This is a genomic window from Trichlorobacter ammonificans, from assembly GCF_933509905.1.
GTDB classification, from domain to species: Bacteria; Desulfobacterota; Desulfuromonadia; order Geobacterales; family Pseudopelobacteraceae; genus Trichlorobacter; species Trichlorobacter ammonificans.
The window spans coordinates 59,663-75,347 of the sequence record NZ_OW150024.1 but is presented as its reverse complement, the minus strand read 5'-3'; the positions used below and the strand labels follow the sequence as shown (position 1 = coordinate 75,347).

The following is a 15,685-nucleotide window of genomic DNA, read 5'->3' as shown; positions in this document are numbered from 1 at the left end:
TCATGTTTCTCTACCATACACCGCCGTGCACTGTAAACAGGCGAGCGCCCGGCCCGCCGGGGAGAATCCCGTTGACATTCTTCGGGGAATCTTCTAGGTTTAGCCCACGTTCTTTGCTGTTGAACCATACACACCGCTAGGGGAGTTTCGACTGAGAGCAGCCTTACGGCTGCGACCCTTGGAACCTGATCCGGGTAATTCCGGCGGAGGGAAGCGGCCGATTGTGGAGCACACGAATCGCCGCCTTTTCCGGGCGGCGTTTTTGTTTTCAGGAGGTAGTCTCATGCAACTGATCGTCAACGGTGAATCGAGGAGTGCAGCGGAAGGGACCACGGTACGCAGTCTGCTGGACGAGCTGCAGATTCCGGTGGTGCGGGTGGCGGTGGAGGTCAACCTGGAGATCGTCCCCAAGGCGGCCTATGATCAGCATACCCTGCAGGACAACGACAAAATCGAGATAGTCCATTTCGTGGGCGGAGGATAGAACCATGGCAAACAAGAAGTTTGTGATTGCGGGCAAGGAGTTCAATTCGCGGCTGATGGTGGGCACCGGCAAGTACGCCAGCAACGAGCAGATGGTGGCGGCCCTGGAGGCGTCCGGCGCCGAGATCATCACCGTGGCGGTGCGGCGGGTCAATCTGGCCGAGATGGGCAAGGGCTGCATGCTGGACTACATCGACCCCAAGAAGTATACCCTGCTGCCCAACACCGCCGCCTGCTACACGGCGGAGGACGCCATCCGCACCTGCCGCCTGGCCCGGGAGGCCGGCCTGTCCGACATGGTCAAGCTGGAGGTGCTGGGGGACGAAAAGACCCTGTTCCCGGACAACGAGGAACTGCTCAAGGCAGCCAAGGTGCTGGTGGCCGAAGGGTTCACCGTGCTCCCCTACTGCAGCGACGACGTGATCCTCTGCAAGAAGCTGGAGCAGCTCGGCTGCGCCGCGGTCATGCCGCTGGCAGCCCCCATCGGCAGCGGCCTCGGCATCCGCAACCCCTACAACCTCAAGATCATCATGGAAGCGGTCAGCGTGCCGGTGATCGTGGATGCCGGCGTCGGCACCGCCTCCGACGCCGCCCTGGCCATGGAGCTGGGCTGCGACGGCATTCTGATGAACACCGCCATCGCCGGCGCGCAGGACCCGGTGGCCATGGCACGGGCCATGAAGCTGGGGGTGGAGGCGGGACGGCTGGCCTATGAGGCGGGACGGATTCCGAAGAAGCTCTACGCCACCGCTTCAAGTCCGCTGACTGATATCATTGGATCGTGATTGATTTTTCCCTCTACCTGATCACCGACCGCCACCGGACCGCCAACCGCCCCCTTCCGGAGGTGGTGGCGGCGGCCCTGGCCGGCGGGGTGCGGACGGTGCAGCTGCGGGAAAAGGACCTGCCGCCGGCGGAGCTGTACGACCTGGCCTGGGAACTGCGGGAGCTGACCGCCCGTTTTGACGCTCGGCTGCTGATCAACGACCGGATCGACGTGGCCCTGGCGGTGGAGGCGGATGGCGTACACCTGGGGATCAATTCCCTGCCGGTGACCGCGGCCCGGCGGATCGCGCCGGACCTGCTGATCGGCTACTCCAGCCACGGCGTGGGAGAGGCGGCCGCGGCCCTGGCCAAGGGGGCCGACTTCGTCACCTTTGGCCCGGTGTTTCCCACCCCTTCCAAGGCAGCCTTCGGCGAACCCAAAGGGTGCGCCGAGCTGGCCCGGGCCTGTGCCACCCTGCATGGTCCGGTCTTTGCCCTGGGAGGAGTAACCCTGGACAACCTGGACCACGTAACGGCCACCGGCTGCCACCGGGTGGCGGTCATCGGCGCCATTCTTGAGGCGCCGGACCCGGCGGCAGCGGCGGAAGCGTTCCGGCGGGGGCTGATCTAAAGTAGTAATGGCACGCGGATGACGCGGAAGATGCTGATTTTCGCGGATTAACACCAGTGCGCTGCGTGGCTTTCCCGATAATGAAGCTATCCGCGCAGCTCCGCCTGATCCGCACAATCCGCGTGCTCTTGTCAATAGGTTCTGTATGAGCGTAAGCGAACATTCTGATATCCATCCCCACCTGCGGATCAACTCCTACGGCTGGTACCTGCGCAACCGTTTCGGCTGCCGGGTCAGCAAGGTCAACGTGGACGCCGGTTTCACCTGCCCCAACCGCGACGGCAGCAAGGGGACCGGCGGCTGCATCTACTGCAACAACGTCTCCTTTTCCCCCCGGGACACCCTGGCCGACATTCCGCTGGAAGAACAGGTGCGCCACGGCATGGCCTACCACCGTGGGCGGCTCGGCTCGGAAAAGTTCATCGTCTACTTCCAGAAGTACACCAACACCTACGCCGCGGTGGAACAACTGGCCGCCCTGTACCGCCGCGCCCTGGACCTGCCCGATGTGCTGGGGATCTCGGTGGGAACCCGTCCCGACTGTCTCACCGACGGAGCCCTGGAGCTGCTCACGGAGATGGCGCGCACTCGCTACGTCTGTCTGGAGCTGGGGTTGCAGTCGGCGGACGATGCCATTTTAGAGCGGATCAACCGGGGCCATTCGCTGGAGGATTTCCTGCGTGCGGTGCAACGGGCCGCGGGGCGCGGGTTCGACATCTGCGCCCACCTGATCCACGGGTTTCCCGATGAGCGGGCCGAAGAATTCGTCAAAGGGGCCGACCTGCTGGCGTCACTGGACGGCATTACGTCGGTGAAGCTGCACCAGTTGCACGCCGTGGAGGGGACCGAACTGGCCGCCATGTACCGCCGGGGGGAGTTCACGCCGCTGACCCTGGCACAGTACGTGACCACTGCCGCCGATTTTCTGGAGCGGCTGCCGGCACGGATCAGCGTGCAGCGGCTCTACGGCTCCTCGCCGCTGGAGATCCGGGTGGCGCCGCAGTGGGGGCTGAAGAACAACCAGCTGTGGTACGCGGTAATAAACGAAATAAAGCATCGGAACAGCTATCAAGGACGTTTGGCAGAATCCTAACGGGTTGTTCAAAAATGGCCAGATCGTCGCACCCGCAGCCAGTCCATGAGGAGGCGTAGCAGCGCTACGCCGACGAGTGGGCTGGCGAGGACGGCGGCGAGATGACCGTTTTTCAACAACCCTTTTCCAGCCGCTTCACCAGATCCCCCCGCCCCTCCTTCAGCAGCATCTGCCGCACCTTCTGTCGCTGTTCCGGCAGGTGCCAGAGCAGCACCCCCTTCTGCAGGATCTTCTCCCGGTCGCTCTTTGCCACAAAGACCGTGTCGCCGGTCTCGGGGTCGATGCCGGTGTGGTACATGCAGGCCGCCGCCGTGGCCGGTGTGGGGGTGAACTCCTGCACCTGCTCCACCTTCAGCCCCAGCCGTTTCAGTTCCCCTGCCAGAACGACCATATCCTCCAGGGTACAGCCGGGGTGACCGGAGATCAGGTAGGGGACCACCCCCTGCCGTTTCCCCTGGCGCCGGCTCTCCTCCCGGAACTGCTTGAGAAACCGTTCAAAGGTGCTGCGGTCCGGCTTGCGCATCAGCCGCACCACCCGTTCCGCCAGGTGCTCCGGCGCCACCTTGAGCAGGCCGCCGGTGTAGCGGGCCACCAGTCCGGCGAAGTAGCGCTCCTGTTTGGCTAAAAGGTCATGGCGGATGCCGGAGGAGATGGTCAGGTGCCTGATGGCGGGATGCCGCTCCACGGCCTGCAGCATCGCCACCGCGTGGCTGTCGTCGCTCTTCAGGTTGGGGCAGGGAGCCGGATGCAGGCAACTGGGACGGCGGCAGTTCCGGCCGCCATCCTTTGCCCCGCAGCCGAGGCCGTACATGTTGGCCGTGGGGCCGCCCAGGTCGCTCAGGGCACCGGCGAACCAGCGCTTCTGCGCCAGCCGCTCCACCTCCTCCAGGACGGAGGTTTGGCTTCTGGACTGGATGAACTTCCCCTGGTGCCCGGCAATGGCGCAGAAGGCGCAGCCGCCGAAACAGCCCCGGTGGGTGGTTATGGAGAGCTTGATCTGCTCGAAGGCCGGGATCAGCTCACGGTAGGAGGGGTGCGGCTCCCGGGTGAAGGGGAGGCGATAGACGGCATCCATGGCAGCCATATCCAGGGGCAGGGGAGGCGGCAGGCAGACCACCTGCCGGTCACCGTGGGCCTGGACCAGGGGACGGCCGCACCAGGGGTTCTGTTCCGCCTCCATCTGGCGGAAGGCGCTGACAAAGGCAGTTTTGTCGGTACTGACCTGCTCGAAGGAGGGGAGGACCACGGCGGTTTCCGGCAGATGCTGCCCCACGAAGGTGGTGCCGCGCACGTCACGGATGGCGGCAAGCTGCTCGCCCTCCCGCATCCGCGTCGCGATCTCCAGCAGCGACTGCTCCGCCATGCCGAAGCAGAGCAGGTCGGCCTTGGCGTCCAGCAGGATGGAGCGGCGCACCTTGTCGTCCCAGTAATCGTAGTGGGCCAGCCGACGCAGCGACGCCTCCACCCCGCCGATCACCACCGGCACATCCCGGTACGCCTCCTTGAGGCGGCCGGTATAGACGATGGTGGCCCGGTTGGGGCGGGCGCCGTGGCGGTTGCCCGGCGTGTAGGCGTCGTCGTGGCGCAGCTTCTTGCGGGGGGTGTAGTGGGCCACCAGGGAATCCATGGCCCCGGCCGCCACGGCGAAGAAGAGCCGCGGCCGCCCCAGCGCCATGAACGCTTCCTTGCTGCGCCAGTCCGGCTGGGGGATGATCCCCACCCGGAAGCCGTGGGCCTCAAGCCAGCGGGCCAGGAGCGGCACGCCGAAGGCCGGGTGGTCGATGTAGGCGTCGCCGGAGACGAAGATGATATCCAGTTCATCCCACCCCCGGCGTTTGACCTCCTCGGCAGTGATCGGCAGGTGGCTCATGGCGCGAGCTCTGCCAGCAGGGAGAGAGCGGCGCGCTGGGCCACCTGCACCGCGGCGGGGATATCCCAGTTGGCACGAGTGCGATCCTCCACCAGGTTGCTGATGCCACGGATTTCGACGCAGGGGATGGCGTAGCGCCGGCAGACCAGCGCCACGGCGGCCCCCTCCATGTTCTCGCAGATGACGTCGTAGCGCCGGGCCAGTTCCTCCCCCCGCGCCGTGGTGCCGCTGCAGGCGGCCACCGTGGCGAAGCTCCCCCCCGCGGCCCGCACCCCCTGCCGCCCGGCGCAGCACAGCGCCTGCTCCGCCAGCGCGGCATCAAGGGGAATCCGGTTGTAGTGGCGTTCTCCCGCCACCGTGGCCAGCGGCAGTCCCAGATCGGCCATATCCAGCCACCCCTCCGGCGCCATGACGCCGAGGTCGGCAAACAGCTCCTCCGTGGCCACCGCCAGGTCCCCCACCCCGAGACCGCTGCCGGGAAAGGCGCCGCCACAGCCGAGTATCAGCACCCGTGAGGGCCGGTACCGTTCGATCAGGGCCGCTGTCGCACCGGCGGCGTTGGCCGTGCCCGGCCCGGCGGCACAGCAGACCAGGCGCTGTCCCCCCAGCCGCCCCACAGCAGCCGGCCAAGCCGGATGGAGCGGCTCCTGCCGATCCGCAAGGGAACCGGTCAACAGCGCAAGTTCCGCCGGAACCGCCGCCAGCACCAGCAGCGGCGGCATATCAGAAAATTCACCATGCATGCAGCACCACCTCGTTTTGACCTCTGCTCCACAGGCTCGACCATTTTTCCGGCGTCGTCAAGTGTTTCCACGGGCCGCTCCCCGGACAAATCCCTTGCCGCTGCGCGTTGATTCAGGTAAGAACATCGGACAGTTCAAACGTACGAGGTGTTCGGTGAGCAACGTGGAAAAGCAGAAAGTCAGCATGGTCAGCCTGGGCTGCCCCAAGAACCTGGTGGATGCGGAAGTGATGCTGGGGGTCCTGGCCAACCAGGGATACGAGATCACCACCGAGGAAAAGGATGCGGACATCATCATCGTCAACACCTGTTCCTTCATCAAGGAGGCCCGGGAGGAGAGCGTGGAGGCGATCCTGGACCTGGCGGACCGCAAGCATGACGGCCGCTGCCACACCCTGATCGTGGCCGGCTGCCTTCCCCAGCGCTACCAGGAGGAACTGGCGGCAGAGCTGCCGGAGGTGGATATCTTCATCGGCACCGGCGACTACCCCCGGGTGGCGGAAATCCTGGCGGAAAAGGCGGAGGCCGCAGGACAGATCAAGTACGTGGGTGACCCCAACTACATCTTCGACGAGACCCTGCCGCGGCTCAACTCCTCCCCCGGCTGGTACGCCTACCTGAAGATCGGCGAGGGCTGCTCCAACTGCTGCACCTACTGCGCTATCCCAAGCATCCGCGGCGCCTACCGCTCACGTCCCCAGGAGGCCCTGCTGGCTGAAGCGCGGCGCCTGGTGGCCGGCGGGGTCCGGGAACTGATCCTAGTTTCCCAGGACACCACCAAGTACGGCACCGACCTGACCGACAACAGCAGCCTGTCCGGCCTGATCCGCGCCCTGGCCACCATCGAGGAGCTGCGCTGGATCCGGGTGCTCTACGCCTACCCGGACGGCATCGACGACGAGCTGATCGAACTGCTGAAAACCGAGCCCAAGCTCTGCAAGTACCTGGATATCCCGATCCAGCACATCAGCACCCCGGTGCTGCAACGGATGAACCGCCGCAGCACCGAGGAGCAGATCCGTACCCTGATCGCCCGCCTGCGCAGCGAGATTCCGGGAATTACCCTGCGCACGTCGCTGATCGTCGGCTTTCCCGGCGAAACCATGGAGGACTTCACCGAACTGCTCCGCTTTGTGGAACAGTCCCGTTTCGACCGTCTGGGGGTCTTCTGCTATTCCAAGGAAGAAGGAACGCCGGCGGCGGAGATGCCGGACCAAGTGTCGGAGCGGGTCAAGCGGGAGCGGCACCGCAAGCTGATGAAAGCCCAGGGTAGGGTCTCCTTCCGCAGCAACCGGGCACTGGTGGGGACGGTGGAACAGGTGATCGTGGAAGGCTACAGCGAAGAGACCGAGCTGCTGCTGAAGGGACGTACCAGCCGCCAGGCACCGGATATCGACGGTCAGGTCTACATCACCGCCGGCCAGGCCAACGTGGGGGATATCGTCCCCTGCCGCATCACCGACTCCTCCGATTACGATCTGGTGGCGGAGATGATGGAGCCGTAACGACCGCTAACGGATGATCTGGGCGAAACGCTCGATGACGCCGATCCGGGCGGGGGCGCAGCCGATGGCGTCGCCATCCACCTGTATCGGCTTCGTGCCCTCAATGGACAGCTCCCGTCCGAACCGGCGGCGGACATCGGGGCCGGAGAGACCGAAGCCCAGCAGAAAACGCAGAGCAAGGCGCAGGTAGGTCCTGCGCCGGTTGCTGCAGATACAGACGACGCTGAGGGTCGGCACCGCCACGTCCTGCCCCGGCGCCAGCAGCAGGTCGCCGCCATAGCGTGCGGCGTTGCTGACGATGACGGAATGGCAGGTCATCCGTTCCTGCCCCACGGTCACGGTCATGGTCCCGCGATCCCACCCCCTGAGCGTACGCATTGCCGCCAGCAGGTAGGCCCCCTTCTTGAGCACCTGTTTTTCCCGCCAGTTGACTGCCGCCACCACCGCACCATCACAGCCGATACCGGCCATCAGGCTGAAATAGCGCCGGCTGCCGCCGCTTGTGACAACCCCTACCGCCAAGGGACGCCGGTTGCCGCTGCGAATCCGCTGCAGCGCCTCGTCGACGGAACGGATGCCCAGTTCAAGGGCCAGCACATTGGCGGTGCCGACGGGTATGACCGCCAGCGTCGCCCTGCCCGGCACAAGCCCGTTCAGGACGGCGTTGATGGTGCCGTCCCCTGCCGCCACCAGCAGGTAGGGATGCGGCTCCGTTGCCTGGATGGCGGCGGCGGTTTCCCGTGCCTCAGCAAGGGTACTGACCAGGTGCAGACGGGGACTGTGCCCCGCATCCGCCAGTTCGCGCCCCAGGCGGAGGATCAACTCGGGGCGGTAGCCCCCCGCCTGGGTATTGACGATCAGGTGCGAGGTCACTTCAACTGGGCCGGCGTCAGCTGCACCCAACGCTTGGTTTTGCCGAGGTAGTGGTAGACACCCGCTATCTCAACGACCTTGCCGCTGTCGTTCTCAGCCACGAAATCGGTCCGGGGAATGCGGCCCGCCAGCTCCTGGGGTGTTTCCGCCGTGGGGCCGAAGGGACTGCGCTCCATGAAGCGCGCCAGCAGCCAGGAGATGGCAAAATAGCTGGTGGGCTTGCTCACCACCGTCTGATTGACCCGGGCACCGTTGAACTTGGGCCCGATCAGCTTGACCGCCATCGGCACCTTCGTGATCTTGGGCAGGGGAACGTCCCGCATGTCGGGGGGCTGGAAGGGGCTGCCGGTCAGGGCCCGGCCATGCTCGGAAACCAGCACCAGCACGGTGTTGCGTTTGGACGCCTTGAGCAGGTCGATCATCCTGACAATGTCCTTCTGTACCACCGAAGCCACATCCTTGTACTGGTCCCGCGGGTCACGGCCGGCCCATTTCTTCTCGCCGACCCAGTGGGTGCCCGCATGCATCAGCACGGAATTGAAGTACAGTGCCGCCCGCTCCGCCTTTGAACCGTTGCGCACATCCAGCCATTTCCTGAACATGGCCTGGTCGCTGTAGAGGGGGGTCTTGCCGTCGAAGAACACCGCCGCCGAGGAGAGCGAGTCGTGGTTGATCAACCGGGCGCCGTTCAGGCCGTTCTTCTTCAACGCGCTGTTGTAGTTGCCGTATTTTCCGTCATGATCCATGGCGATGTAACGCTCATAGCCCAGCGAAGCCAGGCTCTCGAACAGAAAGTACTCCTTGGGGGTGGCGCTGCCGTGCACGTCGCCGTGGCTGCGTTGACCGCCATTGGCCTGCAAAAGCCGCATCACCGCCGGACCGCTGTAGCCGGTGGCGGAGTTGAAATTGGTGAACAGGTAGTCGAACTCCCGGAAGAACGGACTCTCCGGCGACATGCCGATCTGCTCCAGGTCGTCCCAGGAGAGCGAGCAGAGATGCAGCACCACCACATCGAAGGGGACGCTGCCGGCCTGCGGCTGCTTGAAGACGATCATCCGCTCCGACTCGCGGGCGTAAAACGACTCCAGGTATTTCGCCGGGTCCTTCTCCGCCGCCTCCGCTTCCTCAACCTGGATCACACCACCGGGACGGGCGGGATCGCCGAACCCCTTCAAGAGGGGGGACACGGTGATCACCGCCGCCATGGCGACAATCGACACCCGCTTAAAGGAACGCAACAGATAACTCACCACCACCACCACTCCGAAAGAACACACCACCGACATACTGACCGCTCCCTTCATGAAAGATCCCATATACGCAACCGACGGCAGGCCGTGGTCCGCGAGCAAACGATACGTGTCACCCGGCGACGGCAGCCATGATTCATGCCAGAGCACCAGTACTGCCGCAACGGCCAGAGCCGTGGTGCGGCAGCTCCGCCACCACCCCCGCCGGGGTAACGGCAGCAGGATGGCCAGGAACAGCAGCAGATTCGTCCCGACATTCAGGTTGATGGCGTCGATCGCGTACAGGCAGATCTTGATCAGGAAGTACACATTCCAAAGCATGATCTGATCCGTTGCGTCGATATGCCGACCGATGGTTCCCGCGAGCTGTTTCACGCGCCGGCTCCCCCTTCTCACTTGTTCGGTTTCAGGTTCCAGTCGTAGTACCACTTCAGGTAGACGGTGGCGCGCTGGTTATGACGCTGCCGCTCGGTCTCGTGCTGCCAGTAGTACTCAATGCCGGCCCTGAACGGTGCTTTCTGCAGTTCCGTTCCCACCACCGGACCGTGTTCGTTGTAGTAGTAATTGTCACCGCTCCTGAAACTGAAGCGGTACTCCAGAAAAGAGCTGAGCAGCGTGGCACCCGGCAGGGTGAGCCAGTCGATCCCCTGGCTGACGCTGCCGGTGGCGGTGGTGCCGGTATTGCCGCCAAGGTCCTGGGAAATCCGGCCATAGGTGGAGCCGGAGAGGGACTGGGGGTTGAACCAGCCGGCATCGTCGCTGCGGTCGTACAGGTAACGGTACCAATCCCGGTACCAGGAGAGGAACAGCACTGCCCCGCTGTTGTGCTTGTCCTGCCGGGTGTACTGCTCGGCGGCGTACTCCGCCCCCAGCCGGAACATCTCCTTGCGCAGTTCGATCCCGGCGGCCTGCCCGACCAGATCGTGATAGCGCGGTTCCTTGCTGCGAGCGCGGTACCAGACCTCGCCGTAGGTGCGCAGCACCACGTCCCCGGGCAGCCGTACCCAGTCAATCCCCTGGTTGAGCAGGAACGAGCCGCCGGTTCCGGCCGGCCCCTGCAGATCGTGGTAGACCGAGCCCCAGCTATGGCCGGGCAATCCCGCCAGGGGCGATACCAGCTTTGCCAGCAGGGTCTGCCGGTATCTGCTGGAATCAAGCAGTATCTTTGACTCCTCATCGTCGGGGTCCGCCTCCACTACCTTGGCAAACTGAAGTTCCGCCTCCCGATACCGCTGCTGCTCATAGGCACGCTGCGCCCATTCGCGGCGGATCTCGGTTTCCAGGGCGGTCAGACGCTGGTCGTGCTGCCGGTTGGCAGCGGCAGCGGCGACCGCCTCGTCATAACGCCCCAATTTGGCAAGGGTACGCACCAGGCCGTAGGCGTAACCATCCCCGAGGGGATTGCGCGCCAGCAGGTCGCTGAACTCCCGGTACGCCTGCTCGAACTCCTGCCGGTTGTAGTGCCACCAGGCACGTACCACCCGGACATTCTCATTGTCCGGCCGGATCTGCAGAATGGCATTGACCAGCGCCTCGATTTCCGGCGAGTCCGGCGGCTGTGCGGCCAACCGGTTCCAGAGCAGCTGGAGCTGCACCTCCTCCGCCAGGGAGGCGATTCTGCGGTCTGCGCTGTTCAGCCGCGCCACGGTCAAGGCCTCGTCGAACTGCTCCAGCTTCACCAACGAGAGGATCATTCCCTCCAGGTGCTCGCTATGCCGTCCCGGCAGGCGGCTCAGGCGGCTGAAGCAGTCATAGGCCTCCTTGTAGCGTTCTCCCTTAAAGTGCCACCACCCAAGCGCCGCCAGGGCTCCCCGGTGCTCAGGCTGCAGGGCGAGAATGGCCCGGGCATGTCGCTCCGCCTGCTCCGGCTCCGCCGTGAGGCGTTCCTGCAGCAGTTCCAGCCGGAATGTCACAAGCTTGCCGCGTTGCGTCGCCGATACTCCCGCAACGTGCTGCTGCCGCTCTGCCAGGGCCAGCAGCTCATCGGCCGGTACCAGCGGCTTGAGGGAGTAGAGCATCCCCAACCGCATCCCCTCGTCATCGCTGCAGGCAAGCAGCCGGCGATAGATTGCCGCCGCTTCCGCCCGTTGCTCCCGCTGCGCCAGATAACCGGCAACGCGGTTAAACTGATCGGCCATTCGGCACTGCTGCAAGAAAGCATCATGCCGGTTCACAAAGGCAAGCGCGGCCGTCGGCTCCAGCGCCGCCTGAAGCTGCCGGAACTCCTGGATGAACACCTCCTGCTCAATGCGGGCCTGCCAGACCGCCCGCTCCCGCCCCCCAAGCAGGGCGAGGTAGTCGGCGGCTTTGCGCATCTCCTGCCGTTCAAGCAGTATGCCCAGGAGCGCCGGCACCGTTTCGCGAAGGCGGAAATGCTTCTTCACCAGCCCTTCCAGCAGTGCTTGGGCCTTGCTGCTCTCCTTGTCGGCACGATGACAGAGGGCCAGACCGAAGGAAGCCTCATCGGCAAGCTCCGGCTGCTGGATCGATTGCCGGAACAGAGCTGCTGCAGCCGTCACCGCACCGGCACGGTACTGTTCCCAGGCAGCGACAAGCGGTCCTCCACCCGCTTGCGAGGCTGTCGACAGCTGGGTCTGTGGCTCGGCCTGGGCTGGCACGATTCTGCCGCCATGTTCCCGCTGCTCGATGATCCCCGGGGACTGGGTCATTACCTGCACCGTCTCACCGCCGCTTCCGTGGGCTATCTGCACCGGACTGACACGGTGCAGCGTAGTGTTCTCCGGCGCTCTGGCGGACATTTCAGCAACACGTTGTGGCTGCTGGGACACGACCTGCCGCGTCCGGCCGGCCGCCGCGGTCGTGCCGTTAATACCCCTGATTAAAGGTTTCCGCCCCCCCTCGGGAACCGGAGAGCGGTTGACCAAAGACGCCGCATTTGACGTCCGTGGCCGCATCCCGCAGGACTCACCGGCGGACACACCGGCAAACGGCACCACCAGATACCCTTCGATCAGCCGTGCGGCCACCAGGAGCTGCGCTTCTCGCCGCGCCGAGTCCCGGCTGTCGTACCGCCCCGTATGGACAACGTACAGACCGTTTCCGTTGCAGGAATAGCCAGCCTGGTGCTTAGCCCGTTGCAGTGCCGTTACCAAGCTGTCGGCATTACGTCGGTCGGCGAAGGCTCCCGCCTGGATGCTGAAGTCGGCGGCTCCGGCCTGGGTGGCCGTTGCCGCGAAGAGCAGTGTCAGCAGCAGTCGGGACGAGCGCAGGAGGCGGATCGCCCTCTTCATGGTTCGGGGGGGCACAGTGCCAGTAACAGCAGGCTCATGGAGTAGTAACGGTCCTTTTCCGCGGCAGCTTTTTCAAGGGCCCGGGCCCGGAGCTGTGCGGCAAGGGGACCGTTGCCCGACTTTTCCGCCGCCAGGGCGTAGACCCCGTAGAAGCCGGCCGATGCCTCCTCACGGGAAAAGGTCCCTGTTTTCAGATCAACGCTGGCCGGCAGTCTCCCGGTGCGCTGGTAGAGCCGCAGCAGTTCCTGCAGCCCCTCGGGAAAGCGCGGCTGTGGCTCCCAGGCCAGGTAGAGCAGCACCCGGATCGCTTCGTACCCGAAGAGCGGGGGCCGCTCCTTCCAGGGAGCCACGCCGTTGGCATCGAGAGCCACCCAGTCGGCGGGCAGCTTCATCCGGCCGGACCGGGTCGCCTGCACCAGCGGCAGGCTGTCCCGGTGCACCCGTTCCCAGAAGCTCCGGTCGTCGACCCGGGCAAAGAGACGGTAGGCGGCAAAAACCTGGTAGGAAGGGTTGAGCACCAACACCCCCTCCTGCTGAAATCCGTAATAGGCGGGCAGCAGGTAGGTGCGCTCCCGGTGGGTCACCGCCAGATGCTCCCGGATCGCCCGCACCAGCGCGAGCCCCATCCGCCGGTACTCCGGCGCCTGCCACCGCTCGCCCCCCCGGAGCAGGGCGTAGGCCACCAGCAGGTCGCCGTCGGTGGCGTTGTTGCAGTCGATGACCCCCCACTGGCCGGTGACCCGCTTGCCCCAGGACCAGGACAGCAGGCCGTCCCTGCGCATCCGCAGGTTGTCCTCCGTCCAGCGCGCCATGGCCGCAAAGGCCGGGCGGTCGTCATACCGCAGGGCCAGCAGCAGGCCATACCCCTGGCTTTCAGAGTGGCTGATCCCGTTCTGCTGCCGGTCGATCACCCGCCCATCCTGCTGGAGAAAGGCATGCTTGTACGCCTGCCAGAGGGCGGCAGCCGGGGCGGCGTCATGGTCCCCGCCATGGGCCGGCGCGGTCGCCAGCAACAGCACCAGGGCGACAAGTCCCTCAGCTATCAGACGCGGCAGACGCACCTTTGAGCCTCCGTTTGCGGTAGCGCTTGAGCAGGTGGAACAACAGCAGGCTCATGGCAACGATCACCAGCGCCATGGCCAGGTAGTAGAGCCAGGGGTAGTAGTAGAGGTAGCGTTTGATGGCGGAAACCTCTCCTGAGCGTCCGGCAATGTACTTTTTCCCCACCAGCAGGGCAGTGGTCCTGAAGTCGGGTGCCTCCAGCTCCACCAGGGCCAGATCCCCCTTGCTGGCCGCCTGCACCGACGACTCGGTCAGGGCCGCGCTCATCGCCTCCAGGTCGTTCGGCGTTGCCGCGGTCATCAACACCACGGTACGCCCTTCGCTGTAGGGGGAGAGAAACTCCATCAACGCCCCCATACCCGGCTTGAGGGTACTGATCTGCCGGCTCACCGCCACCGTATCCTCGCTGCTCCAGTTGCGGGTAAAGGAGTAGGGGACCGTGCTCTCGGCGGCCAGCTTCAGCGGTGCCTGCTGCCGGTAGGTTTCGGGCACGGCGGCAAGGGCACCGACAATGATCAGCTCGCCGTCGAACCGCTTCGGGTCCGTATAGGTGTACTGTGCCCCGAACAGGGGATACCCGTTTTTCTGACTGATCATCCCGGCCAGATTCAGGGCGGCGTTGACGGTGGCCGGATCGTTGCCGGTCAGGTAGAAAAGTGAGCCCTTGCCGTCGGGCCAGCGGGTGAAGGGAAACCCGTTGAGCATGAACAGCTCCAGGTTGGGCAGTTCGGCAAAATGGGGCAACTGCGGAAAGACCAGGGTGGAGTTCTCGAAGATGGTTACGAACAGGTTCTCGATCAGCATGTTCTCGCAGCTCTTGTTGTTCTGCGGGATCATGGCCGTATCGATGCGCAGGTAGTTGTCCCCCGGCCTGAACAGGTAGGTGGGAATACGCAGCTTGTACCCCTCGATCAGGTCGCCCTTGACGTTGTCCAGGGGAATGGCCCGGACATGCTTGCCGTTGAGCAGGATGTTGATGACCGAACCGGGCCCCAGGGCGGCGCCGTAGGCGTAGTGCAGGGACAGATCCACGTACAGGTTGGGTTTGATCAGCACATCCGCCGGCAGACGGAAGGCGATCTCCCGGGCATTGGCATTGAACCCCTTCAAGGTCACGGTGGAGAAGTTCATATCCTTGAAGGTGTACTTCTTGTCGTAGGTGACGGTCAGCTTGCCGCCGTGCATCGGGATGTCCGCCAGCTTGAACTCCGTGGCGGTCAATTCATCGCTGTTGGGGAAGGAGGGGGAGATGATGGCCAGGGTTGCTGCCGCCAGCCGCAGCTGGTTGATGGTGGCGCCCGAAACCACCAGCAGGCCGCGGGTCGGGTCCACCGTACCGGCGCCTGCCCCCGGCAGCGGCAGATGCAGCAGCTTGAGGAAGGGACCGTCAATCTTCGGCGGGGTCACCCCCCGCGCCGCCAGGTACGCCTCGACGAACTTCCTGCTGCCGACGATAACGTTGTCACGCCCGGGCTGCAGCTCGTCGGCGGTGGAAAAGCGCACGCTGCGGTAGTCGAAACGCCGGGCAATACCGGAGGTTACCAGGCCGGCAACGGAAACCAGGTCGGCCTGGCGGTTTTCCAGCACCAGGTTGACCGCCCCGGCGGGAGAAATGCGCGGATCAAAGAGATACTCCCCCACCGAGGACAGTTTGAGCGGCACCGGCTTGAGGGCGAACTCGACCTCCAGCACCGCCTGGTCCAGCTTGAGCGTGGTCCAGAGGTCGGGGGCGCAGGGCTGCTCGCAGTCCATGGTATAGTGCTGGGCAACGGCAAAGGCCAGGTCGTTGTAGCCGGCCTTGAAACTGGTGCCGGGGATGACCAGTTTCACCGCCCCTTCGGGCGCCTGGGGGTTGAGGCTGATCTGCGCCACCGGCGTGCGGTTGAGCCTGACCGCCATCCGTGACGCACCGGCCAGCAGACCGGTGGAGTTGACGTACTCAAAGGAGAGCACCGCCCGCTTCACCTCCCAGCGGGCCGGTATGGGGATCTGCAGGATATGTTCGGCGCTGATGCACTTCAGGTCAACGGAACGGGCCGGAGCCAGCTGGTGCAGGGGAATGCGCACCGTCTCGGCGGCGGCTCCTCCCGGGATGATCATGCCGGCAAGCGCCGCCAGAATGCAGACCTGCAGTAGTACTCCACGAATAGTCATGATGCA

Annotated in this window: 12 protein-coding genes and 1 riboswitch; of the genes, 5 read left to right on the top strand and 7 right to left on the bottom strand. The window is 64.9% G+C overall.

The window, feature by feature from the left end:
- Positions 1 to 128: 128 nt before the first annotated feature.
- A riboswitch (TPP riboswitch) is annotated at positions 129 to 229 on the top strand.
- Between the two features lie 54 nt (positions 230 to 283).
- The 4 genes from thiS to mnmL all read left to right on the top strand — a co-directional run bounded on the left by thiS (position 284) and on the right by mnmL (position 2,972).
- Positions 284 to 484 carry a sulfur carrier protein ThiS gene (gene thiS / locus RAK07_RS00195; RefSeq protein WP_305730842.1) on the top strand — a complete coding sequence of 67 codons (201 nt, stop codon included), beginning with the start codon at positions 284 to 286 and terminating at the stop codon, positions 482 to 484.
- 4 nt (positions 485 to 488) lie between these two features.
- Positions 489 to 1,268 carry a thiazole synthase gene (locus RAK07_RS00190; protein ID WP_305730841.1) on the top strand — a complete coding sequence of 260 codons (780 nt, stop codon included), beginning with the start codon at positions 489 to 491 and terminating at the stop codon, positions 1,266 to 1,268.
- A complete protein-coding gene (gene thiE / locus RAK07_RS00185; RefSeq protein WP_305730840.1) occupies positions 1,265 to 1,879 on the top strand; it encodes a thiamine phosphate synthase in 615 nt (204 codons plus the stop codon). The genes RAK07_RS00190 and thiE overlap by 4 nt, the downstream gene beginning before the upstream one ends.
- Positions 1,880 to 2,024: 145 nt before the next feature.
- Entirely contained in the window at positions 2,025 to 2,972 is a 948-nt protein-coding gene (mnmL, locus tag RAK07_RS00180; protein ID WP_305730839.1) for a tRNA modification radical SAM protein MnmL/YtqA, read from the top strand.
- Positions 2,973 to 3,084: 112 nt separating this feature from the next.
- Here mnmL and RAK07_RS00175 read toward each other — a convergent pair whose 3' ends face one another.
- A complete protein-coding gene (locus tag RAK07_RS00175; protein ID WP_305730838.1) occupies positions 3,085 to 4,842 on the bottom strand; it encodes a YgiQ family radical SAM protein in 1,758 nt (585 codons plus the stop codon).
- A complete protein-coding gene (gene mqnB, locus RAK07_RS00170) occupies positions 4,839 to 5,585 on the bottom strand; it encodes a futalosine hydrolase (protein ID WP_305730837.1) in 747 nt (248 codons plus the stop codon). Before mqnB ends, RAK07_RS00175 begins: the two co-directional genes overlap by 4 nt.
- A gap of 184 nt (positions 5,586 to 5,769) precedes the next feature.
- On the opposite strand from mqnB, the gene rimO reads away from it, so the two are divergent.
- Entirely contained in the window at positions 5,770 to 7,089 is a 1,320-nt protein-coding gene (gene rimO, locus RAK07_RS00165) for a 30S ribosomal protein S12 methylthiotransferase RimO (protein ID WP_374215767.1), read from the top strand.
- Between the two features lie 6 nt (positions 7,090 to 7,095).
- Here the strand turns inward: rimO and RAK07_RS00160 are convergent, their stop codons facing one another.
- From RAK07_RS00160 to RAK07_RS00140, 5 genes are read right to left on the bottom strand one after another with little or no spacing between them, the layout of a single operon-like run.
- Entirely contained in the window at positions 7,096 to 7,962 is an 867-nt protein-coding gene (locus RAK07_RS00160) for a diacylglycerol/lipid kinase family protein (protein ID WP_305730835.1), read from the bottom strand.
- Positions 7,959 to 9,587, bottom strand: a complete 1,629-nt coding sequence (gene bcsG / locus RAK07_RS00155) for a cellulose biosynthesis protein BcsG (protein WP_305730834.1) — start codon at positions 9,585 to 9,587, stop codon at positions 7,959 to 7,961. Before bcsG ends, RAK07_RS00160 begins: the two co-directional genes overlap by 4 nt.
- A gap of 17 nt (positions 9,588 to 9,604) precedes the next feature.
- Positions 9,605 to 12,463, bottom strand: coding sequence for a tetratricopeptide repeat protein (locus RAK07_RS00150; protein WP_305730833.1), 2,859 nt, complete (start codon positions 12,461 to 12,463; stop codon positions 9,605 to 9,607).
- On the bottom strand, positions 12,460 to 13,524 hold the full coding sequence (locus RAK07_RS00145; RefSeq protein WP_305730832.1) for a family 8 glycosyl hydrolase: 1,065 nt from the start codon (positions 13,522 to 13,524) through the stop codon (positions 12,460 to 12,462). Before RAK07_RS00145 ends, RAK07_RS00150 begins: the two co-directional genes overlap by 4 nt.
- Positions 13,499 to 15,679, bottom strand: a complete 2,181-nt coding sequence (locus RAK07_RS00140; RefSeq protein ID WP_305730831.1) for a cellulose biosynthesis cyclic di-GMP-binding regulatory protein BcsB — start codon at positions 15,677 to 15,679, stop codon at positions 13,499 to 13,501. Before RAK07_RS00140 ends, RAK07_RS00145 begins: the two co-directional genes overlap by 26 nt.
- Between the last annotated feature and the right edge of the window lie 6 nt (positions 15,680 to 15,685).